Below are 23523 nucleotides of genomic sequence, written 5' to 3'. Positions count from 1 at the left end.
GGCCGTTGATTTTTTATATAGACTTCCGATTTTATTTATCTGTTTGTTCTGGGAGAGATGGTTTTATGAAAGCGATTATTCTTGCTGCAGGTCTGGGGAGCAGGTTGCGCCCCTATACGGAATATGTTCCCAAGTGCTTGCTTGACGTAGGCGGCACTTCAATTCTTAAGAGCCAGATAAACCACATAAGAGACTGCGGAATCAACGATGTTGTTATTGTGGTCGGCTTCGGTTTCAACAAAGTTGAGGCGTTTTTGCGCAATTATGACAGCCTCGGCATAAGGATAAAAACCATTTACAACCCGTTCTACAAAACGACCAACAGTCTTGTGTCTCTTTGTCTGGCGCGGGGCGAGATGAACGATGACCTAGTCATAATGAACGGCGATGACATCTTTGAGATAGACATTCTGGACAATATGATAAACATGAGGAAGGAAAACATTGTGCTTCCGGTCAAAAAGAAAGAGAACTACGATGAGGAAGACATGAAGATAAGGATGGAAAACGGTTGCGTGTCGCTTGTAACAAAAGATATTAAAGACCATATCCATTATGAGTCGGTGGGATTGCGTCTTTTCAGAGGTACCGGCGTTGAGATGATAAAGCGGGCTTCTGAAGAGGAGATGAGGTGTGGAAGCGTGCGCCAGAAATGGTATGTGTCATGCATACAGAGGCTTTTGAACAAGGGCTATAAAATAAAACCTTTCGACATAGGCGATATGTTCTGGATGGATGTTGATTATCCCAAAGACCTGTTTGTCGCCAAAAATAACTTTGACAAATTTGTGTTCAGTGGCGAACGCCGCGCTGCAGTCGGCAGCCCTCTAAAAATAGTTTCTTCGGGCTAAACCTGCAATGACGGACGCCCTGATTGTGGCTTGCGGGACAGGATTCCAAGGCGAGTCCCTTGAAGATTTTCTTGAAGTTCCCGTGAGCGGACTCACGCAGGTCCGCAGGCTTGTGCGCTCGTGTCTGAAGAGCGGCATTGATGACATCACCGTTGTTTCAACCGCTCCGGAATCCACACTCAGACGTATGCTTCCCGAATCCGTTTCAGGCGAGGCAAAGATAACTTTTACAGTTCCCGGCACCGTTTTTGCCGAACGTGACCGGAGGGGCAAAGTCCTGATATTGCAGTCAAACCTGTTTTTTCAGATGCCTCTTCTGGAAAAATTCATCAAAGAAAATCCTTCCACCGGCGGGGCGGTTTTGATGAAAACCTCCGAGGATGACTCCGCGAGCGAAAAAATCACAAAACCGCTCGGCGCGGCGATTGTTGAGCCCGAAGCCGTGGCAGACCTTCTTGAAGACTGCAATCTGTCCAGATGGGTGGGGCGTTACAGAATGGAGGGCATCACTGAGTATGAACCCCCCAAAGATCTTTACGCCATAGATCTCGGTATTGAGCCTCTTTCAGAAGCGCGGCGGCTTATTGCTTCAACCGTGGGTAAGACCTCAACCGGGTGGATAGCGAAAAATCTAAACGGCAAGTTATCACTGCCTATAAGTTTGTGGCTTGCCCGCGGCACTTCACTTACCCCTAACCAGATAAGCGTTCTGACCAATATTGTGGCGGGAGTGCCGTGCATAATCGCGTATTTGACGGGACATCCGGTTTATGGGGCGGTTTTTATGCAAATCGCCGCGATTCTTGACCGTTGCGACGGCGAGGTGGCGCGCCTCAAACTGCTTGAAACGAAAAGAGGCGAATGGGTTGACACAATAAGCGACCAATTGACAATCGGGGGTTTTGTCATCAGCGTTCCGGTCGGCTACTACCTTCACGGAAACAACGAGTATTTGGCGTTTTGGCTGGGCTTTTTGAATCTGTCCATTTTTCTTTTCTTTCTTGTGTGGTCTTTCATTTTCATGGTTCGCTACACGAAGTCCGGCAGTCTGGTTTCATACCACCGCATTGACGAACTTGTAGGTGACGCTTCTCTTTCACCGGTCAGGCGCCTCATGGCTTTCCTGCGCCCGGTAATGAGGAGAAACTTTTACTCGCTGGCTTTTCTGCTTTTCGCGGCGGTCGGCGGCTATCCGTGGGTTCTGGTTGTTACAACAATGGGACTTGTCGGAATCTTCCTTCACCAACTTGAGGACATTTTCAGGATCCGGGGGCGGATTCCCCGCAAAGAGTCCTAAAAACCGCCCGTACTGTCTTTGTAGGCTTTCAATTCGCCTTTGACTTTGTTAATCATCGCGAAAATCCCTATCATATTCACAAACGCCATAAGAAAAATAAGAGAATCGGATAAGTCAATAATCGATGACAGGCTGATAGCCGAGCCTATTGCCGCGCTGACACAGAATATGGCGTTGAAGGTCAGTTTGTTGTTTTTGGTCTCGCCGAACAGAAATGTCCAGGATTTAAGCCCGTAATAACTCCACGATATCATTGTGGAAAAAGCGAAAAGCATCGCGGCGAAAGCCAGAACATATGGAAACCACGATATTGTAGACGCAAACGCCGCAGATGTTATCTCAATCCCGCCCATTCCTCCGTTTGTAAGCTGATAGGCTCCGGTCAGGACTATCACGAGAGCGGTCATCGAGCAGATGACGACGGTATCCAGAAACGGCTCAAGAAGTGAAACCAGACCTTCGGTTGCGGGATAGTTTGTCTTTACGGCGCTGTGGGCGATTGCCGCCGAGCCAAGCCCCGCTTCGTTGGAGAAAGCGGCTCGTTGAAATCCCCATATCATTACTCCCAGCACTCCGCCTTCAACCCCTTCGGGGGTGAAGGCGCCCCGAAATATCAGCGACACCGCTTCGGGTATCTGGTCAAACCTAAGCCCGATAACCACAAGCGCCGTGCCCACGTAAATAATCGCCATAAACGGAACAATTTTTGAGGTTACGCGAGCTATCTGTTTTATTCCGCCGATGATAACAAGCCCAAGCACTATGGCGGTAACCACTCCGAAAATCCAACCCGAAACAGCGCCTCCTCCGCCTGAAATTTCACTGAACTGCGTGAAAGACTGGTTTGCTTGAAAAAGGGATCCCGCGCCTATTGCTCCCCCTATGCAAAACACCGCGAACAGAGCCGAGAGAACCTTGCCGGATTTTTTCATTCCCATTTCTTCAAAGCCGCGCGAAAGGTAATACATCGGCCCTCCCGACACGGAACCGTCCGGATTTTCCTTACGGTATTTAACTCCCAGGGTGCATTCGCAAAATTTGAGCGACATTCCAAGCAGACCCGCCACCACCATCCAGAATGCCGCCCCGGGACCGCCTTTTGAAACTGCTATGGCAACTCCGGCTATGTTGCCGAGTCCCACAGTCGCTCCGCATGCGGTCGCGAGCGCCTGAAAGTGGCTCACTTCTCCGGGCGCGTTTGGTTGCGATGACTCGTCCGTTTTTCCGCGCACAATATCTATTGCGTGTTTAAAACCTCTTATGTTTATGAATTTGAAATACACCGTACAGAAAACACTCGCTCCTATGAGCAACGCGACCACTATTTTGATTTCGCCTCCGAAAAGTGGAACCGAAAAGAAAACCCATTTCCCCAACATCTCCGCGAGCGGGGCGATTGTCCGGTCAATGGTTTTGTCAATGTCCGCGTGCGCCGTGAGCGGTACAAACAGTGCGAAAAGCGCTGAAAGTATTGGAAACGATTTTGAGAATAATGACATTCGGGTTTCCTTCGGGAAAAACAGACGAATCGTAAGATACAGGATAATTATAAATACTTTTAGTCAAGTATCTGAGTCCGCGCGGGCTTGACAATTGAGGGTTTTTCAAATAACTAAAGTGCTTCTGCAAACACGTAAAAACACAAACAGAGGGCATAATTTGGCTGAAAAAAAGGTGAAAAAGAACAAAACTGTTGTTAAGAAGACAGCCCCAAAATCCAAAACAAAGGATAAGGCGGCTCCCGCTACGAAAAAAATCACGAAGATAAAACCCTCCTCCCCCGGTCAGACGAATCAGACGAAAAAGGGCGCGACCGCCGCGAAATCCGGCAAATACGGAAAGCGATTTCTTGACGAGATAACAAAAGAGCTGCTACTCATGAGAGAGAGGCTTCTGAAAGATGTTTCACGCTCTACTCAACAGGCAACCAGTCTTGATGTGGGAGACTTTTACGACAAGGCGTCCGATGACAGAGAGAGAATTCTGTCATTAACTTTTTCCGAGCGTGAGCGCAACAAACTGAATCAGATTGAGGACGCGCTGAAGCGCATTGATGAGGGAACGTACGGAATTTGCGAGATGACCGGCGAAAAAATTGGCCAGGACCGTTTGCGCGTGATGCCTTTTGCCCGTTTTACGATTGAAGCTCAGGAAGAGATGGAAAAAGTCGGCTGAAGTTTCTCCATATTCTCTCTGCACGGCGGTTTCACTATTCCCCTGTCCGTTATTATGCAGTCAATATTTTCGGCGGGCGTTATGTCAAACGCCGGATTTATGATTTTCGCGCCTTGCGCGGCGGTGCGCGTCTGTCCGATGTGGGAAACCTCCCGTTCGGGTCTCTGCTCAATGGGAATGTCTTTGCCGCTTGCGCAGTTCATATCAACCGTTGACCACGGCGCGGCGACATAAAACGCGATTTTATGGTGTTTCGCCAGAACGGACAGTTGATAGGTTCCTATCTTATTCGCAACATCTCCGTTTGAGGCGATTCTGTCCGCCCCGACAATAACCGCGTCCACGCCGCCGTTTTTCATCACATATCCCGCGGCGGTGTCCGTTATGATTTGAACCGGTATGCCGTCATCCGAAAGTTCCCATGCCGTAAGCCGCGCCCCTTGAAGCAGGGGACGGGTTTCAGACGAGATGACACTTATTTCCTTGCCCGCGTCCCGTGCGGCTCTCAAAACTCCAAGCGCCGTTCCGTATCCGGCAGTCGCCAAGCCGCCTGCGTTGCAGTGAGTCATAACGGTCGCGCCATTTTTTATGAGGGGCTCTCCGGTTTTCCCGATTTTTTTGCAAAGATTCAAATCTTCATCGCAGATGGCGATTGCTTCGGCGCGCAGAATTTCAGCGATTTCTCCGGGCTCCGATTCGGGGTTTGCCGAAAGCAGTTTCCCCATTCTCTCAAGCGCCCAGAAAAGATTGACCGCGGTGGGGCGTGTTTGCGCCAGCGTTTCACGCACTCGCGCCATTTTTTTCACAAAACCCGATTTTGTTTCGGACCTGTTTTCCGCCGCGCCGAGGGCGTATCCCATCGCCGCCGCGATGCCAATCGCGGGAGCGCCCCTTATCGCCATTGAGCGTATTGCCTCGGCAACCTGCTCGTGAGTTTTGCACTCAAAATAGGTTTTCTCTCCGGGCAATTTTCTCTGGTCAAGAATGACCGCCGCGCCGTTTTTCCATTCAATTGTTTTGAAAGACATCGCAAACTGCTTCTATTGGACATCCTGTGGACTCTCATCATCGGGAGGGAGTGAGGCGAGCAACTTGGCGGCTTTCGCCGCCCATTCGGTCTGCGGAAAGTTTTTCGCCAGATAGGTAAATCTGCGCCGCGCCGCTTTGTAGTGTTTGCGCCTGAGGTAGAACTTGCCTATTTCCAGTTCGCTTCTCGCCAGTTCTTCGTTGCAGACGCCTATTTTCGCGAGCGCGTCATCTTTGTACTCTGTTTCGGGGTGGTAAGACAGTAGCGACTGATACCAGTAAATAGCCTTTTTGCACGGTTCCTGATCCCTTTTGTATGATTCCTTCATTCCGTAAAAACTCTCCGAAAGCCCAAAAAGCGCGTGTTCGCGCCCCGCGTGTTTGGGGTTGTCCGTGATGAATTTCTGATATTGGTCTGCGGCGCTCTCAAATTTTTCCCCGGCGAAGTAGATGTCGGCGGTTTTCAACGAAGCGAGCGGCGCATAAGTGCTGAAAGCGTGCCTTATCTGCAACTCTTTAAGCATTTCGAGTGCGCGTTCGTGCGAAGCAGATGAGCCTTTGTTTTCAAGTTCGGACGACTGGGTGAACATCTGCTCGGCCGTCATTGACGAGTAGTCAAAGCCGCCCCCGCATGAGGATATTATCAGCGCGGCGGCCGCGAGCGTGAAAAAAATTCGTTTTTGAAGCATTTGACCGTCCTAAATATCAACTATTGGCGTTCTCAGTCAAGACCGGCGCGCCTTACAATCCCAAATCTATGAGCAGTTTTCCGTTTTCAATATTCACGCCTTTTATGAGAGCCCCGTCTTCGCCGCCATCCGCGATTTTCAGCACATACGGCATAATCTTGCCCGAAAGCGCGTAGGTCGCCGTTCTCGCCGCAAGGGAGGGAATGTTTGTCACGCAGTAGTGCGTTACACCACTTATTTTGTAGAAGGGGTCGGTGTGAGAAGTGGGGCGGCTTGTTTCCGAACATCCTCCCTGGTCTATTGCCACATCGGCGAAAACCGAGCCGTCTTCCATCGCCGCGATTGCTTCGGCCGTTATCACTTTTGGCGCCGCGAGACCGGGAATAAGAACCGCGCCCACGACAAGGTCAGACCGCGCGCACTCCTCGTTTATGAGCGAGTTGTATGACGGCAGCGTTTTGATTCTGCCCCCGAACCGCTCGTGAAAAAGCGCGAGTTTCGCCGGATTTTTGTCTATGACCGTAACCTCTGAGCCCATGCCAAGCGCAACCTCAGCCGCGCCGCCGCCCACTATTCCACCCCCAACCACAAGCGTTTTCGCGGGTTTCACACCCGGAACACCGCCGAGCAGAATCCCTTTGCCTCCGTTGTCTTTCTGCAAATACGCCGCGCCTATCTGTGCGGAAATTCTTCCCGCTATCAGGCTCATCGGCTCTAACAACGGCAACGCGCCGTCTCCGGTCTGCACGGTTTCAAAAGCGACCGCTTTGGCGCCCGAAGCGATAAGGGCTTCGGTCAGGCGCGGCTCCGCCGCAAGATGCAGATAGCAGAAAAGGGTGTGTTTTTCGTTGATAAGCGGATATTCGCTCTCTTGCGGTTCTTTGACCTTCACAATCAGAGACGCCTCTTCAAACACCTCCGCCGCAGAGCCGGCGATTCGCGCGCCCGCAGAGGAGTATTGTTCATCGGTTATGCCTATTCCGTTTCCGGCGGATTTTTCAACGATTGTTTCGTGTCCCGCTTCGGCAAGCGTGCGTATGGCGCGCGGAGTCAGGGAGACCCTGAATTCGGAAGTTTTTACTTCTTTGGGAATTCCTATTTTCATAGCCGTTAATTAGAGGGTCTCGCCGGGTTTGAGCGCGACCACTTCCAGCCCTTTCATGCCCGAAGTGAGTTTTTTGAGTTCTTCGGGCGTGCCCGTGAGCGGCGGGAAAGTGGCGTAGTGCATCGGAATCACAATTTCGGGAGCGATGAACTTGCAGGCGTATGACGCTTCCAACGGTCCCATTGTGAACAGATCGCCGATGGGCAGAAACGCGAGTTTCGGCGCGTAAATCTCTTTTATGAGTTTCATGTCGCTGAAGATGTTCGTGTCGCCCGCGTGATACATGAGGTATCCGTCTTCCAGCTCAATCACAAAACCGCCCGGCTCGCCGCCGTCTGAGGTTGTGCCGTCTTCCTCGCCGATTCCGCTTGAGTGCTGCGCGTGCGTCATCACAAACCTCACGCCTTCAACCGTCTGCCCGCCGCCTTTGTTCATCGGGCAGCAGTTCTCAACGCCTTTTGTTCCGAGCCACGCGCAGATTTCCCAGTTCGCCACCACCTGCGGTTTGTGCTCTTTGGCGATTTCAACGGCGTCACTGATGTGGTCAAAATGACCGTGCGTTATCGCGATAATGTCAACTTTTTCAATATTGTGCAGATTTTCCGGACATGCGGGGTTTCCTTTCACCCAGGGGTCAATCAGCACGTTTTTCCCTTTCGGCGTTTTCACCATAAAGGTTGAGTGCCCGTAATATGTTATTTCGGTTCCGTTGGTAAGTTTGCTCATAGCGTTGTTCCTCCTCACAAGAGCGTTGTCAAAGCAAACTAACCGCGCGTTTTTTCATTGTCAAAGCGGCGGAGTTGGGGTTTTCCCGTTCGGTTTTGTGTTATCCTGTATGTTCATTTGCAGGCGGAACTGCTTCCATGCTTGACTGGAAATTTGTTGAACAAAATCTTGATGAAGTGAAGGAGAAACTGTCCGCGCGCGGTTTTGACTTTGATTTCGCGGGGCTTTCCAATCTTTTGCGCAAAAGGCGCGGGGTTATTGGCGAGGTTGAGGAACTGGAGCGCAAGCGCAACGAGGGTTCGCGCGCGGTGGCGGTTCTCAAACAAAAGGGCGATGACAAAGGGTTTGAAAAACTTTCAGATGAACTCAAAGCCGTTTCAGAAAAAGTAAAACTGCTCAACGCCGGGCGGACCGACATTGAGGAGAAAATCCGGGCCGAAATGCTCGAAATTCCTAACATTCCGCACGAGAGTGTTCCTGCGGGCGCGGGCGAAGACGACAACATTGAGGTCAGAAAATGGGGCGAAAAGCCCGAATTTGATTTTGAGCCGTTGCTTCACGACGAAATCGGGGCAAAACTTGGAATTCTTGACCTTGAGCGCGCGGCGAAAATCACCGGTTCGCGTTTCGCGCTTTATTTCGGGGCGGGGGCGCGGCTTGAACGCGCGCTCGCCAATTTCATGCTTGATGTGCACACAAAGGAAAACGGCTACACCGAAACACTTCCGCCGTTTGCGGTAAACACCGCGAGTTTGACCGGAACGGGCAATCTGCCGAAGTTTGAGGACGATCTGTTCAAACTCAAAGACACGGACTATTTTCTCATTCCGACCGCCGAGGTTCCGGTTACAAACATTTACCGCGATGAGATTATTTCAAGCAATTTGCCGCTTAAATACGCCGCTTATACGCCGTGTTTCCGCAAAGAGGCGGGTTCATACGGCAAAGACACAAAGGGCATTATGCGCCAGCATCAGTTCAACAAGGTTGAGTTGGTCAAGTTCGCGCGTCCGGAGAATTCGCACGATGAGTTAGAGAGTTTGACTGCGGACGCCTGCGGGATTTTGGAAAGGTTGGGGCTTCATTACCGCGTTGTAACTCTTTGCGCGGGCGATATGGGTTTTTCCGCCGCGAAAACATACGACATTGAGGTCTGGCTGCCGGGAGAGGGCGCATACAGGGAAATTTCCTCGTGCAGTAATTTTGAGGATTTTCAAGCGAGAAGGGCGGGGATTAGATTCAAAGACGGCAAAAAAACGGCTTTTGTTCACACGCTCAACGGCTCAGGGCTTGCGATTGGAAGAACGGTTGTGGCGATTCTTGAGAATTACCAGCAGAAAGACGGAAGTGTGAAAATCCCCGATGCGCTTGTGGGGTATATGGGGGGAGTGGAGAGGGTAGAGGTGGGGAAATGAAAAAGAGGTTTGTAATTTTGGTAATTATCGCGGTTGCGTTTAGTGCAAATTTTGCTTATGCGGATGAGAATAAATTGACTGATCGGGACTTTATGAAAACGGCAACTGTGGAAGATATCCAAAGGGAAATTGATAACGGCGCATATGCGAATGCTAGAAATGAGTACGGCAGTACCCCTTTACATTGGGCGGCGAGTTATAATAAAAATCCTGAAGTTATTACTACTCTTGTTAAGCATGGTGCAGATGTGAATGCTAAAGATAAATATGACAGAACGCCTTTGCATTGGGTAGCGAGCAGAAGTGAAAATCCTGAAGTTGTCACTACTCTTGTTAAGCATGGCGCAGATGTGAATGCTAAAGATAAATCTGACAGAACGCCTTTACATTGGGCGGCGAGTTCTAATAAAAACCCTGAAGTTGTCACTACTCTTGTTAAGCATGGTGCAGATGTGAATGCTAAAGATAAATATGACAGAACGCCTTTGCATTGGGTAGCGAGCAGAAGTGAAAATCCTGAAGTTGTCACTACTCTTGTTAAGCATGGCGCAGATGTGAATGCTAAAGATAAATCTGACAGAACGCCTTTACATTGGGCGGCGAGTTCTAATAAAAACCCTGAAGTTGTCACTACTCTTGTTAAGCATGGTGCAGATGTGAATGCTAAAGATAAATATGACAGAACGCCTTTGCATAGTGCGGCGTCTTGGAATGGAAATCCTGAAGTCATTACTACGCTTGTTAAGCACGGCGCAGATGTGAATGCTAAAGATGAGGATGGAACCCCCTTGCATAGTGCGGCGTATAGGAATAAGAACCCTGAAGTTATCATTACTCTTATTAGGCATGGCGCAGATGTAAATGCGAAAGATAAGAATGGCAAAACCCCTTTGTATAGTGCGTATAGGAATAAGAACCCTGAAGTTATCACTACACTTATTAAGCACGGCGCAGATGTGAATGCTAAAGGTGAGGGTGGCGAAACTCCCTTGCATAGTGCGGCGTATGGGAATGGAAATCCTGAAGTTATCACTACACTTATTAATTACGGCGCAGATGTGAGTGCGACAGATAATGCTGGCCAAACCCCTTTGCATGGGGCGGCGATTGGGAATAAAAATCCTGAAGTTGTCACTACACTTATTAAGCACGGCGCAGATGTGAATGCGACAGATAAAGATGGACGGACCCCTCTCATGTATTCAATAGAAAAGGAGTTACTTAATCCTTTCGCAAGCGCGTTCACACCAATTTTGATTGAAAATATTTCTGCTCTTGTTAACCTCGGCGCCGATGTCAAAATTATCAATAATTCCGGGCATAGAGCAATAGATATGGGCGGTTTTCGGTCTTTACCTCCTTATCTCCAAGAGAGAATTAAACAACTTACTTACGCGCCGGAAAGTTTTTGGAATTCCAATAAAAAGTTAATCTTGATAATTGCACTTCTTGCCGTTGGGGGTTTTGTATTGTTTAGAAGAATGGGGTTGAGGATTGAGAGGAAGAAGGATTGAACAAGTTTTAATCAATACTCATATCGCACACCCAGTTTACTATCCTGTCGGGATATTTCTTTACAAAATCAACATTAGGCATAGGTTCTTTTTGTATGGTAGTCAATAAAACACAAAGAATTTTGTCTGCTTCTGCAATTGCTAAAGAGTTTTCACGAATTTGCTCCACAAAATTTTTTTTGTAATACTGAATTAATTCTTGGCTTTCCATTCCCGATGCAAGGTCATGGGCTATTTCATTTCGGGCTTTTCTTGCCTTGTTGAGTATTTTGAAAAAATCAGACTCAGATTTTGCTATCGATGAAATAACTGTATTTAACTTGGCATCGTAGGTTTTTGTTGCAATTTGTTGAACATATTCAAGAGAAATAAAATCTTCATCTGGTGATGTTTTTTCCTTTGGCGATTTTAATTCCAACAAAATAGAAATGCCCTTGCAATTGTTTTCAAAGCGAGTTGCTACGGTGAGAGCGCGACCGATAGCAGAGTGAATAGAATCGCTCCATAGAGTTCGTTCGAAATCCCACATAAAATTATTTTCCATGCACAACCCCGCCTAAATCTCCATAATCTCTTTTTCTTTCTTTTCTACAAGCGAATTTATTTTGGCGATGAATTCATCGGTTGATTTTTGAATGTTGGCAAGCGCTTTTTTGCTTTCGTCTTCGGACATTCCCTCTTTTTCCATCGCTTTTACTTTTGTGTTTAAGTCCTTTCTTGCCTGCCGTATGGAAACGCGGTGTTCTTCGGCTATTCTGCTTGAAACTTTTACAAGTTCCTTGCGCCGTTCTTCGCTGAGCGGCGGAATTGAAATCCGTATCAGTTTTCCGTCTCGCGCGGGGGAAAGACCGAGGTCTGATTGATTAACCGCTTTTTCAATCTCGCCTATTATGGTTTCGTCCCACGGCTGAATCATCACCGTTTGCGGGTCGGGGGCGCTTATTCCCGCAACCTGATTAAGCGGCATTTTAGAGCCGTGATAATCAACCTCCAGTCCTTCAAGCAAACCCGTGGACGCTTTTCCCGTGCGCAGTTTTGACAACTCGCCTTCCAACGCGGAAATGGTTTTCCCCATCCTTTCCGCCGTCTGATTCCTTATGTCCTCGGATGTTCCGCTCATTTTGCGCCACTCCAGACCTTTGTGCCGATTTTTTCGCCGCACACAATCTTTTTTATATTCCCCGCCTTGAACAGATTGAAAACCACAATGGGAATTCCGCTCTCCATGCACAGCGAAATCGCCGTTGTGTCCATAACGTCCAGTTCCTTCTGGATCACTTCCATATAGGTGAGCTCGGTGAATCTTTTGGTGCCTTTGTGTTTTTTCGGGTCTTTGTCGTAAATGCCGTCAACCTTTGTTCCTTTCAAAACAATATCCGCGCCGATTTGAAGAGCGCGCAAGCTCGCCGCCGTGTCTGTTGTGAAAAACGGGCTGCCCGTTCCGGCGGCAAAAATCACAACCCTGCCTTTTTCAATGTGCCGCAGTGCGCGCCGCTTTATGAACGGCTCGGCGACCTGTTTGATCTCAAGCCCGCTCTGAACCCGCGTGTCAACGCCCTGTTTTTCCAGATAGTCCTGGAGCGCGATGGCGTTTATAACGGTCGCGAGCATTCCCATGTAGTCCGCCGTTGACCTGTCCATTCCGCGCGCGCTGTCCGAACTGCCCCTGAAAAAGTTCCCGCCGCCGATTACAAGCGCGACATCAACGCCGAGCCGGGTTAAATCTTTGAGCTCTTTTGACACCTTGTCCAGCATTTTGGTGTCTATGCCAAACTCATCTTTGCCCTGAAGCGCTTCGCCGCCTATCTTCAGAAGGATTCTTTTGTAGAGAGGTTTTTTCCGGTTGGGTGGCATGGTGGAATCAAGTTTTAAGACTCTCCGAGTTGAAATCTGGTGAATCTTCTGACTACTATGTTCTCGCCCGTTTTGGATATCGCGGACGAAACGAGGTCCGAGATTTTCGTTTTCGGCTCCCTGATGTAGTCCTGCTCAAGAAGGCAGACCTCTTTGCAGAATTTCTCAATTCCGCCTTCCACTATTTTGTTCAGAATTTTGTCCGGTTTGCCTTCCTCTTTGGCGCGGGCTGTGATGATTTCTCTCTCTTTTTCAAGAATGTTCGCGGGAATTTCGTCCCTTGAAGTGTAGAGCGGGCCCGTTGCCGCAATTTGCATTGTTATCTCTTTTGAAAGGCTTGAAAACTCCTCGTTTCTGGCGACAAAATCGGTTTCACAGTTGAGTTCAAGCATAACTCCGATTTTTCCGCCCGGGTGGATGTATGAGGTTACGATGCCTTCGGGTGTGTTTCTGCCGACTTTCTTTGAAGCGCGGGACGCGCCTTTGATTTTGAGAAGGTCAATCGCCTTGTCCATGTCGCCGCCGGCTTCTTGCAGGGCGGTTTTGCAGTCAATAAAAGAGGCCCCCGTGAGATCTCTGGCTTCTCTGACCATGCTTGAAGTAACTTCCGCCATTATTTCTGCTCTCCGCCCCCGTCCGAATCCGGCTGTTCTTTGGGAGTTTCCGGCTCCGGCTTTTGTCCGCTTTCATCAGCCGCGGGGATTTCTGCGGGTCTGGCGTTGTCTTCGTCCTCGTCGAATTTCTTGAACACATAAACCTTTTTCTCAACTATGGGGCCTCCCGTTTCCTCTTTCTGCTCCCTGCGTTGCTCTTCAGGAATATCTTTGACGGTTTCGGCGTAGATTTTCGCGCCCTCTGTGCACGCATCGGCGATTTTTGAAGATAACAGTTTAATTGCCCTCATCGCGTCATCGTTGGTCGGAATTACATAGTCAATTCCGGTCGGGTCGCAATTTGTGTCAACCATACCGACAATCGGAATGCCGAGTTTTTTCGCCTCTTTGAAAGCGTTGGTTTCCTTGTTGGTGTCAACGATGAAAATTGCGTCGGGCAGCCGTTTCATTGAGACAATTCCGCCGATGAGGCTTGAAAGTTTCGCTTCTTCCTTTCTCAGTTTGACGGCTTCCTTGTTCGGAAGAAGGTCCATTTTGTTTTCTTCCTCCAACTTTCTGAGCATCTCCATATATTGAAGCCGTGAACGGATTGTGCTGAAATTCGTGAGCGCTCCGCCGAGCCACCGTACATTCACAAAAGGCATTGAACACCTTTCGCTTTCTTCCTTGATTATGCCGCGCGCCTGCTGTTTTGTTCCCACAAACAGGACGATTCCGCCTTTTGAAGTGAGGTCAAATATGAACTGATACGCGATTTTGAAAAGATCAACGGTTTTTTGCAGATTGATTATGTGAACGCCGTTGCGCACATCAAAAATGTAGTCTTTCATCTTCGGATTCCAGTAACTTTTCTGGTGTCCGAAATGGGCTCCGGCTTCAAGAAGCTGTTTCATATTCAGCTCTTCATTGCCGCCCGAAGGTATTTCTTGAGTCTCTTCGCTCATTTATTTCTCCTTTTTTCACGCCATCCACGTGCAAGCGCAAGCCATTTTTCTACACAAACGCGGGCTTTTTATCAAGTGTGATAGGTTATATTTCACCGAAATGGCAAAAGCGGCTTCCCATCTTTTTATCGTAAATCCCGCCGCCGGGAAGGGCGATTTGCCCGTCTCGCCCGATGAAATAACGTCTTTATGCCGCTCAAAGGGCGCGCAGTGCGAAATCCGTTTCACGACCGCACCCGGAGACGCCGCACAGTTCGCTTCGGACGGCGTAAAAAAGGGTTTTGCCCGCGTTGTCTCGGTCGGCGGCGACGGGACTTCAAGCGAAATAGCTGGCGCGCTCGCGGGAACCCCTGTTCTGTTCGGGGTTATAGCGGCGGGGAGCGGAAACGATTTTCCTTCCGCGTGCGGTCTGCCGCGCGGCGGGGAGGCGCTTGACGCGGTTTTTTCAAGTTTCTCGCGCAAGGTGGACATGGGCGTTCTTGACGGCAAAGGGTTTATAAACGGGTTTGGAATCGGAATGGACGGCGCGATAGCCGGGTGTTTTCCAAAATACAGATTTCTCGGCGGCTTTGCGGGCTATCTCGCCGCCGCGATTATGCAGGCGTTTGAGTTTGAAGGTTTTTCCGCGCGTCTTGCGCTGCCGGACTCGGCGGCGGAGGGCGGTTGTTTACTTACGGGCGTTTCAAACGGCCCCACTCAGGGCGGATTCAGTCTTTCCCCCGCAGCTCGCACGGATGACGGACTGCTTGATTTTCACTTTGTGAGGGATATGTCCGCGCTCAAGAGAATCGCGGCTCTGGGGCTGGTCGCCGCCGGAAAACCCGGCGGACGGTGGATAGGGCGGTTTCAAGCGCAAAGCGGGGTGATTGAAACCTCAAAAGACCTCCCCGCCCACATGGACGGCGAGCCGTTTGTTCTGTCCGCCGGCAGGCACGAAATTTCAATCCGCCGGGGCGCGCTGAACCTGCTCTGCGGCGCGGGACGGGATTCTTGAAACACCGCGCTCGCGTATGTAATCTGCGTTGGTATGCTTAAAGCGGCCATCTCAATGTTTTTTGCCTCCGTCGCCACTGTTGTGTTCGGTTGCACGGGGTTGGTTCTTTCGTTTTTCTCTCAAGATCTTGCAATACGGTTTGCCGTTCGCCCGTGGGGCAAAGCGGTGCTCGCCGGTTGTTTCATACGGCTGCGTGTTAAAGGGGTTGAAAATATTCCGTCCGAACCGTCAGTTATAATGTACAATCATCAAAGCGCGTTTGACATTCCCGCCCTTACCGCTTCGCTTCCCGTGGAGTACAGAATGGTTATGAAAAATGAGGTTCTTATGATTCCTTTTATCGGATGGCTTTCAAAAGCCGGCGGGCACTATTTTGTTTCCAGAGACGGCGGCGGCGGAGATTCAAAGCAACTGAAAATTATGTCGCGCGCAATAAGTCAGAAAAAACAAACGCTTGCGCTCGCCCCCGAAGGCACTCGCAGCGCGACCGGGCGGTTGCTTGATTTCAAAAAAGGCGGTTTTCTGCTGGCGTCAGTCACGGGCGCGCCGGTTGTTCCGGTGATTATCTGGGGCGGAAAGGACATCAAGAAGAAAAGCGGCTGGGTGTTCAAACCCGGCGGAGGGATGTCGGTGGAGTTTCTGCCGCCGTTTTATCCCGACAAATCGCTTGCGGGCAGGAAGAGGATTGAAAAACTTGAGCGCGGGGTCAGAGGCGCGATGCTCGCAAAGGTGGAAGAGCGTTTTCAAGACGAAGAGGCGTCCGCCGTTCAATAAAAAAAGGAAGGTGAAATGAGCTGCAAAATAGCCGACATAGATATTAAGACCATAGTTTCCCTCACGGGAATGCCGAAGTTGCGTAACTCCGCCAATCCCATGGACCCGCGTGAGATGGCGGGCAGTGTGAGGGTGGCGTTCCGCCCCGTTCCCGGCGGGTATCCGGACGAACTCATCAAATCGTTTTCAGGCAAACTCAGAACGAGCCTTGAGCGGCTCGGCGTAACGGTTGTGCCGTGGCGGGAGGCGACCGTTCAGGACAACGCGTTCGGCATTATTTCGCGCATTTTCAAAATCCGGCGGGTCAAAAGAGACATCAGTGCCGTTGTGGACGTGAAAAGAAACCCGTCAATTCTGCGCAAGACGGCGAGCGAGCTTGCCGAAATAATTTACGGGTTTATCCGCAAACCCGGCAGGTCGGTCATGGAAATCCTCAAAATAAGCGGTTGGGCGGACGACTTCACGCAGAAATACATTCAAGACCCGTTCAACACACAGGTCATAACAATCGTGCCGCTTGAGCGCGAGTTTGAAGACCCGGCGACCACATACAACATCAAAATAGAGATAGGGCTGAGCCATCTTATCGGCACAATGTCCGAGATTGTAATCGGGGTTTCGGACGATAATTTCGCCATAATTAACATGAACCTGTCCGATTCGGTTTACGCCCACGGGCATCTTGACGGTTTTGTTCTGAACTCGCTTATTCCGAAGATTTACGCTCCGATTAAACCGCCGATTTTAAGCAGGTTCAAAATAGAGGAATACAATCCGGCGGAAAACAAAAACACCGAGGCGCTTGCCAATCTCGGCAAAACGGTCAGGCCCACGGGGCTTTTCCCCGCAGGATACAAATTCAGCGAGCGCATTCGGCGCGTTTCGCACCGTGATGTTCTCAGCAACATACTTGATGGCAGAACGGGTGTTTCCTACGGCTTCATAGCCATTGTTGAGCCGCCTGAATATACGGGAGCCAAAGAGGTTTCGAGCGAAGAGTGGAACGGCTTCACCCCGGTTTCGGGGCTTTCCGATGTGCGTGAAGCGCCGTCCGGCAGATGGTATGTGAAAATCAGCGTCGCGGGTTCTGAAAAATTCAGGCAGATTCCCGACCTGTGGACGGTAACCTCGCGTTCGGGATGCGACAAAACGAACCTTGACCCCATGACCGACATTGTGCGCATAGGGATTATCAACGGCAAACTCCACCTGCAGATTCCGGCCGGAATGGACCTGTCCCGCCGCGACATCAGGCCGTCTTTTGACACTTTTGTGATTCTCGCTCAGGCGTTTTCGTTCGCGATGTATATGCCCGAAATGGTTGAAAAAGACGGCATTTCCGTGCTGCATTTTCACGGCTATCCGTCTCCGCAGTGGTTTGAGAGCGGCGAGTTCTGCGAAGGCGCGGAAAACCCGTCCCTGCCATGCGGAACGGTTGAGGCGGCGCTTTTGAACTACGCGGCGGTCTATAAAGTGGCGGACACTCCGTCCGCGGGGCACGACATGAAACTGCTGTGCCTTGTTGAGAGCGACCACGGGGTGAACATAGTCGGCACGGACAGAAAATACCTTGTTGACCGCCTGTCAAACGGCGCGGCGAGCGGAAACGTTATGCTCGGCGGTAAGTTTCTTCCGATGCTCAAACAAGAGGCCCTTTCGGACAGGGCTGCGGTCTAAAATACGGTATAATTTCCCCATTAACGGAGGGCTGGCAGAACGGCTAATGCACCGGTCTTGAAAACCGGCGTCCTCACGGACTTGGGGGTTCGAATCCCTCGCCCTCCGCGGAAGTTTTATGCCCGAAGCACACGATCACGGCGGTTGCCACAATTCTGAATCTTTTGACTGGTTTTTCTGGGTGTCTTTGTCCGTTGTGGTTTTGCTTTACTGCGCGAATTTTCTGCCCGCACAGAGCGTATGGTTCGCGGATTTAACATTTGCCGCGCGTGAAATAACCAACACGGTTCTGCCGGGAGTTGCTCTTGGCGTTGTTTCAATCGCTTTTATCTCACTTGTGCCGCGCGAGGCGGTTGCATCCGTTCTCGGCGGGGGACACAGTGCGGGCGGCATCGCGCGCGCGGTTTTCGCGGGTGTGTTTTTTGATGTTTGCAACCACGGAATAGTTTTGCTCGGAGTGAAACTTTACGAGCGCGGCGCAAGCATGGGGCAGGTTGCCGCTTTTCTGCTCGCAAGCCCGTGGAACTCGCTTTCGCTCACTTTTGTTCTTATCGCGCTTGTGGGCGTTTGGTGGACTGTGGTTTTTATCGTTCTTTCCGCCGTGGTGGCGTTTATTACGGGGCTTATTTTTATACGGCTTGAAAAAAACGCGGTTTTGCCGTCCAATCCGAATGCGGTTCAGCCGGCGGAAGGGGGTTTTGGCGCGGTTTTTGCGTCTATTCGCTCTGTGCGCCTGAACCGGAACACGGCGATGTTTCTTTTGCGCTCGGCATTTCGGGATTCAAAACCCGTTTTGCGCTGGCTTCTTTTCGGTGTAATTCTCGCCGCAGTAATAAGGGTTTTCGGGACATATATCGGGTATGAAGACCTTTTCGGTCCCACGCTTGTGGGGCTTGGATTGACCGTTGTCGCCGCGACCGTGATTGAGGTTTGCTCTGAGGGCTCAACACCGATTGCGGCTGATTTACTTACACGCGCGAACGCGCCGGGCAATGCGTTTGCGTTCTTAATGGCGGGCGCGGCGACCGATTACACCGAAATTATGGCGGTAAAGGAAACAACGCGCTCGTGGAAACTGTCGCTCTTTATTCCGCTTATTGCCTTGCCGCAGGTTGTTTTGCTGTCCGCGATTTTGAATGGTTTTTGATATTTCGTTCTCTCTGTTAAAGTAATTTTCTGTATTGGCAACTTGCCAAGAAGGAGGAATTGAAATGAAACGTGAACCAAATGATGACAGAAGCGACAGTATGAATCCGAACAATGACGCTCATCAGTCTGATGCGGACAATCACTCAAACCAACTCAATCCAAACCACGAAGAATACAAGGGTGAGGATGAGGAAAAGACCGAAGAAGAATAAAACGGTTTGAGTGTATGGCAGTCTGAAGAAACGAATGCCTGTAACGCATAAAACGGAAGGCAGTATTTTTGACGAACGGGTGGGCGCTCTGGTCTTGCGAATCAGACCCTCACGGGCTTGTGGGTTCAAATCCCTAGCCCTCCGCTAATTTTGTCTGCTCACCTGAATGAATGCGAAAACAGAAAAAAGAGATATGGTAAGAACAGGTAAAAGTTGCTAAAATGACGATAGTGTGAAAGTCTACAGGTAGGAGGTCAGACACTAGCTGTTTTGTTCTGATAATGGCAGTAAATTGAAGCATGGATGATAGTTATCTGGCATTGTCAAAACGCTCAAGCCGAGGTGTGTTTTATGGATAACAAAACATACAAGACTTTAGATTTGTTTGCTGGTATTGGAGGGATGCGAATGGGATTTGAGCGTGCTGGATTTGAAACGGTTTTTTCAAATGATTTTGACCCGTACTGCAAACCGACATACGATCTCAATTACAAAACAGCCCAGCTTGTTGTTGAAGATATTCAAAGAATAAAGAGTTCCTCTCTGCCAGATTTTGATATTTTGCTTGGTGGATTTCCTTGTCAGTCGTTTTCTGTTGCTGGTTATCGGCGCGGGTTCCTTGACACGGGTAGGGGTGATTTATTTTTTGAAATAGTAAGGATTCTGCGAGACACAAAGCCCGCAGGTTTTTTACTTGAAAATGTTAAAAATCTCAAATCTCACGACAAAGGAAAAACTTTCAAAATTATTTCTGATGCTCTTGCTGATCTCGACTATCAGGTGCAAGTGAAAGTTCTCAATAGCATGGAGTGCGGAAATGTTCCGCAAAATCGTGAGCGTGTATACATTGTCGGATTTAAGTCAAAGGAAACACACGAAGATTTTGAGTTCCCTAATCTGACACCTCTTACAAAAAACATTTCCAATGTTTTGGAGGAATGGGTAGATGACAAGTATTACTACAACGACAGTATAATTTATGAGCAACTTAAAAAAGCAATAAAATCTTCGAATACAGTTTATCAGTGGAGACGTGCTTATGTCCGTGAAAATAAAAGCGGAGTTTGTCCGACACTTACCGCAAATATGGGAATGGGGGGACACAATGTCCCTCTCATTAAGGACAAAAAAGGAATTCGGAAACTTACACCAAGGGAATGTGCTAGATTGCAGGGATTTCCCGAAAATTATGAGTTTCCGAAAGATTTGTCAGATGCCAAGTTGTATAAGCAGTTTGGCAACTCTGTCACGGTATCCGTGATAGAACGGGTCGCGAAGCAAATGATGAAAGCCCTACAATCAATCAACAAATATGTTTCTACAGAACCAGCCAGAAAAACAGCGTAAGTATTATGAAAAGCTACTTAAAGCAGTAGGTTCTCTCTCTAGGTTGTTTTCCGAAGCGTCAGAGCCGTATGTTGCTTACCGCGTTGCGGAAAATTTATTTTGCAAAGCGTTTGAAGCCAAGAATCTTTCGCGTTCAGATGTTTCTGCTGATGCCTCGAAAGGCAAAATTGGATTCGGCATCAAGACATTTTTGCATAAGAACGGAAAAACTCTTGAAAAAATCGCCGAGTTTAACAAAGACTACCACCTACTTCACCCGCTCAAGCCAGAGGAAAAAATCAGAAAAATTGCCGAATTAAGAAATGACAGGATAGAAACAACGAAGCGTATTTGTGGGGTTGAAGAAATTATTTATCACTGCATAACCCGCCAAGTCGGGAAAATTACTGTTTACGAAATTCCAGCTCCATTCATTCAGATTGACGGGATTGAGAACCTAAAAGAAAGAAGTAATACAATTCAATTTTCTGATCCATCCGCCGAATATTCTTTCAATGTCACAAAAAACACTCTTTACAAAAGATTCATATCCCCTAAAAATATTTTGATGGAGTTTCCTGTGAGAATTCTTGAAGACCCGTTTAACCAGATAGAGAAACTAATAGATGAAACCAATCTGATTTTTGCGCCTACCAAAGTCCACCCCCATGTTTTTCTTCCGCTATATTCAACAAAGGGGGAAAATAAAAAAATTGTTCCAAAAAAGAGCGGACTTAATCAGTGGAACGCAAGTGGGCGACTTCGTGATCCGGACGAAATTTATATTCCAATACCAGCATGGATACACAACAAATTTCAAAATTTCTTTCCCTCACGTAAGGAAGTATTTGATCTGACTTTGCCAGACAGAAAAGTAATGAAAGCAAAAATATGCCAAGACAACGACAAAGCCCTAATGAGCAATCCTAATTCCGCTCTTGGTCATTGGCTTTTGCGCGAAATTCTCAATCTTCCAAATCTTGAATTGCTGACCTATGAAAAACTTCAGGCAATAGGACTTGATAGTGTTGTTATTTATAAAATTGATAGTGAAACTTATGACATTGACTTTGCCCGCATTGGTTCGTACGAGAAGTTTGCAAGTGAAAACGGCGAAATAACCGAGGAAGAAATTTTTGACGATGAAGAATAATTCTTTTGTTGTCTGAATTATCTCTCTACATCCCTTCAAACATCTTCATCAACCGCACGTCGCTTTTGCGGGAATTACAGCAATCTCCGATAATCAAAATTCAGCGTTTTCGCGAGTTTTTTCGCAAGAACTTTCCCTATGGGGCGTTTGTTATTTTCCATTTCAGACAAGTGGGTTTGGCGAATATTTGTTTTTTTAGCCAACGCCACCTGAGTTAAATCCGCACGTGTGCGGTATGCTCGAAGGTTAAATCCCGGAGTGTCGTAGTAGTCCCCCGCTTCCTCTTTTATTTGTCGAAGAATTACCTCTGCCGGAATTAATTCTTCGTCCTGATACTGATCCAAAGTGGATATCATCATTCTTTTCAGAAGTGCGGTATTAAGTCTATCAATTTTGCTGATGGGCTTAATAACCACATCGCCCAAGTCATGGTGAATTTTGATTTCCTTGCTCATTTGACTGTGATTATATCCCATAAATTGGTATATTGTCAATCCCTCTACATCCCTTCAAACATCTTCATCAACCGCACGCCGCTTTTTCGCGCGAAGTCCGCGATTTCACGGGTTTTCTTCGGTGACAAATCTTTAACCATTGTGCGGATTGTGCGTTTAATCGCCCTTGCGTGCGCCGGGTCTTCCTTGGCGTGGACAACAACAAACCGCTCCGGCATTCCTTTGGGGACAACCGCGTTTTGAAACAGAATTCCGGACGCTCCTTCAAACAGATATGAATGCCCCACAATCGCGGGTGGAAATTCGCGCGCTTTTTTAAGCAATTCGGTTTCCCACTTTTCCGCAGTCGGTATTTTCGCGTTTTTTTCGCCCAAGTCCCGCAAATCCTCCAGCGCAAGTTCAGCGTGTCCCAACTCTCCCGCCGCGCATGAGCCGAGCCGCCCCGCGAGATAGGTGTTTCCTTTTTCTCCGGCGTAAATTGCGGCGGTGTTTACCGCTCTGTGGCTTATCTGTTCAACAAAACAGAAGGTTCTGAGCAGTTTTTTATATTGCTGTTTGCTCAAATTCCCCGAAATAAGCGCCTTAACCTCGGCAAGTTTGCGCGCTTTTGACAAAAAAGCGTCCATTTCGGCATCAAGAAGTGTCTCTAACTTTTCCATATCTCCTCAACTCTGTTAAAATGACACCTTGCAAGCGCCCGTAGCTCAACTGGACAGAGCGTCTGACTACGGATCAGGAGGTTGGGGGTTCGACTCCCTCCGGGCGCGTTGCTTTTCTTATCTCATCAAAACCCACCCTGTTGCAGAAATCCCCGAACGCCTCGCCGTGTTTGCCGTTTTTCCTGTAAAAATCTATAAACCCCGCTATTGCCGCCGCGAGTTCGCTTTCGGAAACCAGCTCCTCGTAAAGCGTGTTCATGCGCGTTCCTTCAAAATTGCCGCCGAGGTAGATGTTGTATTTGCCCGGAGACGCCCCTATCAGCCCGATTTCCGAAGTGGGCGGGCGCGAGCATGAGTTCGGGCAGCCGCTCATTCTGATTTTGATGTTCTCATCGCCGTAGCCCATTTTTTCAAGTTCGGAAAGAAGGTCCGGCATATACCTTTCCGCTTCGGCAAGCGCGAGCCCGCAGGTGGGCAGCGCGGGGCAAGCCATTGAGTTCAGGCGGATTTTTGAGTATTCGTCCTCCGTTTTAACGCCCGCAGATTCAAGCCGCGCGGCGATTTCGTCCTTTTTGTCCTTCGGAATACCGGAAAGAATGATGTTTTGCAGTGCGGTCAAGCGGACGCCCACTCCGTAGTCCCTCACAATTTCCCTTATGCAGGTTTTCGCCTTGCCGTCGGGAGTGTCTTTAATTCTGCCGTTTTCAATAAAAATGCCGACATACATCAATTCGGGGTCGCTCTGAGCGTGCCAACCGAGGTGGTTTTCGGGCTGGCGCAGGGAAAACTCCGTTACGGGTTCAAACTTGAAACCGACCCGTTTTTCAATCTCGGAGCGCACTTTGTCAATTCCCCACTCCTCAACAACGTATTTCATGCGCGCGTGTTTGCGGTCTGTCCTGTCGCCGTTGTCT

General features: G+C 49.1%; 24 protein-coding genes, 2 tRNA genes and 1 pseudogene. 14 read left to right on the top strand and 13 right to left on the bottom strand.

All coding sequences use genetic code 11. The features are described 5' to 3' along the window. The first annotated feature begins 65 nt into the window (after positions 1-65). Together ACY430_RS00905 and ACY430_RS00900 are read left to right on the top strand one after the other, a co-directional pair. A complete protein-coding gene (locus tag ACY430_RS00905) occupies positions 66-851 on the top strand; it encodes a phosphocholine cytidylyltransferase family protein (protein ID WP_462137030.1) in 786 nt (261 codons plus the stop codon). Positions 852-858: 7 nt separating this feature from the next. Next, entirely contained in the window at positions 859-2148 is a 1290-nt protein-coding gene (locus tag ACY430_RS00900; RefSeq protein WP_462137029.1) for a CDP-alcohol phosphatidyltransferase family protein, read from the top strand. Here ACY430_RS00900 and ACY430_RS00895 read toward each other — a convergent pair. Further along, positions 2145-3647, bottom strand: coding sequence for an alanine/glycine:cation symporter family protein (locus tag ACY430_RS00895; RefSeq protein ID WP_462137028.1), 1503 nt, complete (start codon positions 3645-3647; stop codon positions 2145-2147). The genes ACY430_RS00900 and ACY430_RS00895 overlap by 4 nt on opposite strands. A 160-nt stretch (positions 3648-3807) precedes the next feature. Here ACY430_RS00895 and ACY430_RS00890 point away from each other — a divergent pair, with 160 nt between their 5' ends. Continuing rightward, positions 3808-4323 (top strand): TraR/DksA family transcriptional regulator, encoded by a 516-nt coding sequence (locus tag ACY430_RS00890; RefSeq protein ID WP_462137027.1) that lies wholly within the window; start codon positions 3808-3810, stop codon positions 4321-4323. On the opposite strand, the gene mtnA is transcribed toward ACY430_RS00890, so the two are convergent. Genes mtnA through ACY430_RS00870 form a run of 4 tightly spaced genes read right to left on the bottom strand, consistent with a single transcriptional unit; the run spans position 4296 to position 7869 of the window. Then, positions 4296-5351: an S-methyl-5-thioribose-1-phosphate isomerase gene (mtnA, locus tag ACY430_RS00885; protein ID WP_462137026.1), complete on the bottom strand. Its 1056-nt coding sequence runs from the start codon at positions 5349-5351 to the stop codon at positions 4296-4298. The two genes, ACY430_RS00890 and mtnA, sit on opposite strands and share 28 nt — an antisense overlap. A gap of 12 nt (positions 5352-5363) precedes the next feature. Beyond that, positions 5364-6038: an outer membrane protein assembly factor BamD gene (locus ACY430_RS00880; protein ID WP_462137025.1), complete on the bottom strand. Its 675-nt coding sequence runs from the start codon at positions 6036-6038 to the stop codon at positions 5364-5366. A 52-nt stretch (positions 6039-6090) separates the two neighbouring features. Continuing rightward, a complete protein-coding gene (gene ald / locus ACY430_RS00875) occupies positions 6091-7143 on the bottom strand; it encodes an alanine dehydrogenase (RefSeq protein ID WP_462137024.1) in 1053 nt (350 codons plus the stop codon). 9 nt (positions 7144-7152) lie between these two features. After that, positions 7153-7869 (bottom strand): metal-dependent hydrolase, encoded by a 717-nt coding sequence (locus ACY430_RS00870; RefSeq protein ID WP_462137023.1) that lies wholly within the window; start codon positions 7867-7869, stop codon positions 7153-7155. A 137-nt stretch (positions 7870-8006) separates the two neighbouring features. Here ACY430_RS00870 and serS point away from each other — a divergent pair, with 137 nt between their 5' ends. Together serS and ACY430_RS00860 are read left to right on the top strand one after the other, a co-directional pair. Continuing rightward, positions 8007-9284, top strand: coding sequence for a serine--tRNA ligase (serS, locus tag ACY430_RS00865; protein WP_462137022.1), 1278 nt, complete (start codon positions 8007-8009; stop codon positions 9282-9284). Further along, positions 9281-10798 (top strand): ankyrin repeat domain-containing protein, encoded by a 1518-nt coding sequence (locus ACY430_RS00860; protein ID WP_462137021.1) that lies wholly within the window; start codon positions 9281-9283, stop codon positions 10796-10798. The genes serS and ACY430_RS00860 overlap by 4 nt, the downstream gene beginning before the upstream one ends. Positions 10799-10805: 7 nt before the next feature. Here the strand turns inward: ACY430_RS00860 and ACY430_RS00855 are convergent, their stop codons facing one another. The 5 genes and pseudogenes from ACY430_RS00855 to rpsB form a co-directional block, all read right to left on the bottom strand. After that, positions 10806-11342 carry a hypothetical protein gene (locus ACY430_RS00855; protein ID WP_462137020.1) on the bottom strand — a complete coding sequence of 179 codons (537 nt, stop codon included), beginning with the start codon at positions 11340-11342 and terminating at the stop codon, positions 10806-10808. Between the two features lie 12 nt (positions 11343-11354). Continuing rightward, the gene (gene frr / locus ACY430_RS00850; RefSeq protein WP_462137019.1) at positions 11355-11918 is read right to left on the bottom strand and encodes a ribosome recycling factor; all 564 of its coding nucleotides are present in this window, start codon (positions 11916-11918) and stop codon (positions 11355-11357) included. Further along, positions 11915-12652 carry a UMP kinase gene (gene pyrH / locus ACY430_RS00845; RefSeq protein WP_462137018.1) on the bottom strand — a complete coding sequence of 246 codons (738 nt, stop codon included), beginning with the start codon at positions 12650-12652 and terminating at the stop codon, positions 11915-11917. Before pyrH ends, frr begins: the two co-directional genes overlap by 4 nt. Before the next feature lie 14 nt (positions 12653-12666). Continuing rightward, the gene (gene tsf / locus ACY430_RS00840) at positions 12667-13266 is read right to left on the bottom strand and encodes a translation elongation factor Ts (RefSeq protein ID WP_462137017.1); all 600 of its coding nucleotides are present in this window, start codon (positions 13264-13266) and stop codon (positions 12667-12669) included. A gap of 239 nt (positions 13267-13505) precedes the next feature. Then, positions 13506-14210, bottom strand: a pseudogene (rpsB, locus tag ACY430_RS00835) (30S ribosomal protein S2); the annotation flags it as partial. A gap of 100 nt (positions 14211-14310) precedes the next feature. Between rpsB and ACY430_RS00830 the strand changes: the two are divergent. From ACY430_RS00830 to ACY430_RS00795, 8 genes are all read left to right on the top strand, one after another. Then, positions 14311-15204 (top strand): diacylglycerol/lipid kinase family protein, encoded by an 894-nt coding sequence (locus ACY430_RS00830; protein ID WP_462137016.1) that lies wholly within the window; start codon positions 14311-14313, stop codon positions 15202-15204. A gap of 54 nt (positions 15205-15258) precedes the next feature. Continuing rightward, entirely contained in the window at positions 15259-15978 is a 720-nt protein-coding gene (locus ACY430_RS00825) for a lysophospholipid acyltransferase family protein (protein ID WP_462137015.1), read from the top strand. Positions 15979-15993: 15 nt separating this feature from the next. Beyond that, positions 15994-17655, top strand: coding sequence for a TubC N-terminal docking domain-related protein (locus ACY430_RS00820; RefSeq protein ID WP_462137014.1), 1662 nt, complete (start codon positions 15994-15996; stop codon positions 17653-17655). Positions 17656-17680: 25 nt separating this feature from the next. Next, a tRNA-Ser gene (locus ACY430_RS00815) sits at positions 17681-17763 on the top strand. 10 nt (positions 17764-17773) lie between these two features. Further along, on the top strand, positions 17774-18802 hold the full coding sequence (locus ACY430_RS00810) for a permease (RefSeq protein WP_462137013.1): 1029 nt from the start codon (positions 17774-17776) through the stop codon (positions 18800-18802). A 64-nt stretch (positions 18803-18866) separates the two neighbouring features. Then, the gene (locus ACY430_RS00805; protein ID WP_462137012.1) at positions 18867-19016 is read left to right on the top strand and encodes a hypothetical protein; all 150 of its coding nucleotides are present in this window, start codon (positions 18867-18869) and stop codon (positions 19014-19016) included. Positions 19017-19367: 351 nt separating this feature from the next. Next, entirely contained in the window at positions 19368-20363 is a 996-nt protein-coding gene (gene dcm, locus ACY430_RS00800) for a DNA (cytosine-5-)-methyltransferase (protein ID WP_462137011.1), read from the top strand. After that, positions 20329-21495 (top strand): NgoFVII family restriction endonuclease, encoded by a 1167-nt coding sequence (locus tag ACY430_RS00795; protein WP_462137010.1) that lies wholly within the window; start codon positions 20329-20331, stop codon positions 21493-21495. Before dcm ends, ACY430_RS00795 begins: the two co-directional genes overlap by 35 nt. A 74-nt stretch (positions 21496-21569) precedes the next feature. Here ACY430_RS00795 and ACY430_RS00790 read toward each other — a convergent pair whose 3' ends face one another. After that, positions 21570-21950, bottom strand: a complete 381-nt coding sequence (locus tag ACY430_RS00790; protein WP_462137009.1) for a helix-turn-helix transcriptional regulator — start codon at positions 21948-21950, stop codon at positions 21570-21572. A gap of 44 nt (positions 21951-21994) precedes the next feature. After that, positions 21995-22609 carry an iron-containing redox enzyme family protein gene (locus ACY430_RS00785; RefSeq protein WP_462137008.1) on the bottom strand — a complete coding sequence of 205 codons (615 nt, stop codon included), beginning with the start codon at positions 22607-22609 and terminating at the stop codon, positions 21995-21997. Between the two features lie 34 nt (positions 22610-22643). On the opposite strand from ACY430_RS00785, the gene ACY430_RS00780 reads away from it, so the two are divergent. After that, positions 22644-22717: transfer RNA gene (locus ACY430_RS00780), tRNA-Arg, on the top strand. Here ACY430_RS00780 and ACY430_RS00775 read toward each other — a convergent pair. Beyond that, positions 22683-23523, bottom strand: an 841-nt coding sequence (locus ACY430_RS00775; RefSeq protein WP_462137007.1) for an assimilatory sulfite reductase (NADPH) hemoprotein subunit, incomplete at its 5' end; no start/stop codon positions are given. The genes ACY430_RS00780 and ACY430_RS00775 overlap by 35 nt on opposite strands.

It is taken from the genome of Candidatus Mycalebacterium sp. (genome assembly GCF_977828045.1).
This window is presented reverse-complemented; position numbering and strand designations above follow the sequence as displayed.

Excerpts from the sequence above, each read along its gene's own strand:
- ACY430_RS00905 (WP_462137030.1), top strand. The coding sequence starts at position 66 with ATGAAAGCGATTATTCTTGCTGCAGGTCTGGGGAGCAGGTTGCGCCCC.
- ACY430_RS00900 (WP_462137029.1), top strand. The coding sequence starts at position 859 with ATGACGGACGCCCTGATTGTGGCTTGCGGGACAGGATTCCAAGGCGAG.
- ACY430_RS00895 (WP_462137028.1), bottom strand. The coding sequence starts at position 3,647 with ATGTCATTATTCTCAAAATCGTTTCCAATACTTTCAGCGCTTTTCGCA.
- mtnA (WP_462137026.1), bottom strand. The coding sequence starts at position 5,351 with ATGTCTTTCAAAACAATTGAATGGAAAAACGGCGCGGCGGTCATTCTT.
- ACY430_RS00880 (WP_462137025.1), bottom strand. The coding sequence starts at position 6,038 with ATGCTTCAAAAACGAATTTTTTTCACGCTCGCGGCCGCCGCGCTGATA.
- ald (WP_462137024.1), bottom strand. The coding sequence starts at position 7,143 with ATGAAAATAGGAATTCCCAAAGAAGTAAAAACTTCCGAATTCAGGGTC.
- ACY430_RS00870 (WP_462137023.1), bottom strand. The coding sequence starts at position 7,869 with ATGAGCAAACTTACCAACGGAACCGAAATAACATATTACGGGCACTCA.
- serS (WP_462137022.1), top strand. The coding sequence starts at position 8,007 with ATGCTTGACTGGAAATTTGTTGAACAAAATCTTGATGAAGTGAAGGAG.
- ACY430_RS00860 (WP_462137021.1), top strand. The coding sequence starts at position 9,281 with ATGAAAAAGAGGTTTGTAATTTTGGTAATTATCGCGGTTGCGTTTAGT.
- ACY430_RS00855 (WP_462137020.1), bottom strand. The coding sequence starts at position 11,342 with ATGGAAAATAATTTTATGTGGGATTTCGAACGAACTCTATGGAGCGAT.
- frr (WP_462137019.1), bottom strand. The coding sequence starts at position 11,918 with ATGAGCGGAACATCCGAGGACATAAGGAATCAGACGGCGGAAAGGATG.
- pyrH (WP_462137018.1), bottom strand. The coding sequence starts at position 12,652 with ATGCCACCCAACCGGAAAAAACCTCTCTACAAAAGAATCCTTCTGAAG.
- tsf (WP_462137017.1), bottom strand. The coding sequence starts at position 13,266 with ATGGCGGAAGTTACTTCAAGCATGGTCAGAGAAGCCAGAGATCTCACG.
- ACY430_RS00830 (WP_462137016.1), top strand. The coding sequence starts at position 14,311 with ATGGCAAAAGCGGCTTCCCATCTTTTTATCGTAAATCCCGCCGCCGGG.
- ACY430_RS00825 (WP_462137015.1), top strand. The coding sequence starts at position 15,259 with ATGTTTTTTGCCTCCGTCGCCACTGTTGTGTTCGGTTGCACGGGGTTG.
- ACY430_RS00820 (WP_462137014.1), top strand. The coding sequence starts at position 15,994 with ATGAGCTGCAAAATAGCCGACATAGATATTAAGACCATAGTTTCCCTC.
- ACY430_RS00810 (WP_462137013.1), top strand. The coding sequence starts at position 17,774 with ATGCCCGAAGCACACGATCACGGCGGTTGCCACAATTCTGAATCTTTT.
- ACY430_RS00805 (WP_462137012.1), top strand. The coding sequence starts at position 18,867 with ATGAAACGTGAACCAAATGATGACAGAAGCGACAGTATGAATCCGAAC.
- dcm (WP_462137011.1), top strand. The coding sequence starts at position 19,368 with ATGGATAACAAAACATACAAGACTTTAGATTTGTTTGCTGGTATTGGA.
- ACY430_RS00795 (WP_462137010.1), top strand. The coding sequence starts at position 20,329 with ATGTTTCTACAGAACCAGCCAGAAAAACAGCGTAAGTATTATGAAAAG.
- ACY430_RS00790 (WP_462137009.1), bottom strand. The coding sequence starts at position 21,950 with ATGAGCAAGGAAATCAAAATTCACCATGACTTGGGCGATGTGGTTATT.
- ACY430_RS00785 (WP_462137008.1), bottom strand. The coding sequence starts at position 22,609 with ATGGAAAAGTTAGAGACACTTCTTGATGCCGAAATGGACGCTTTTTTG.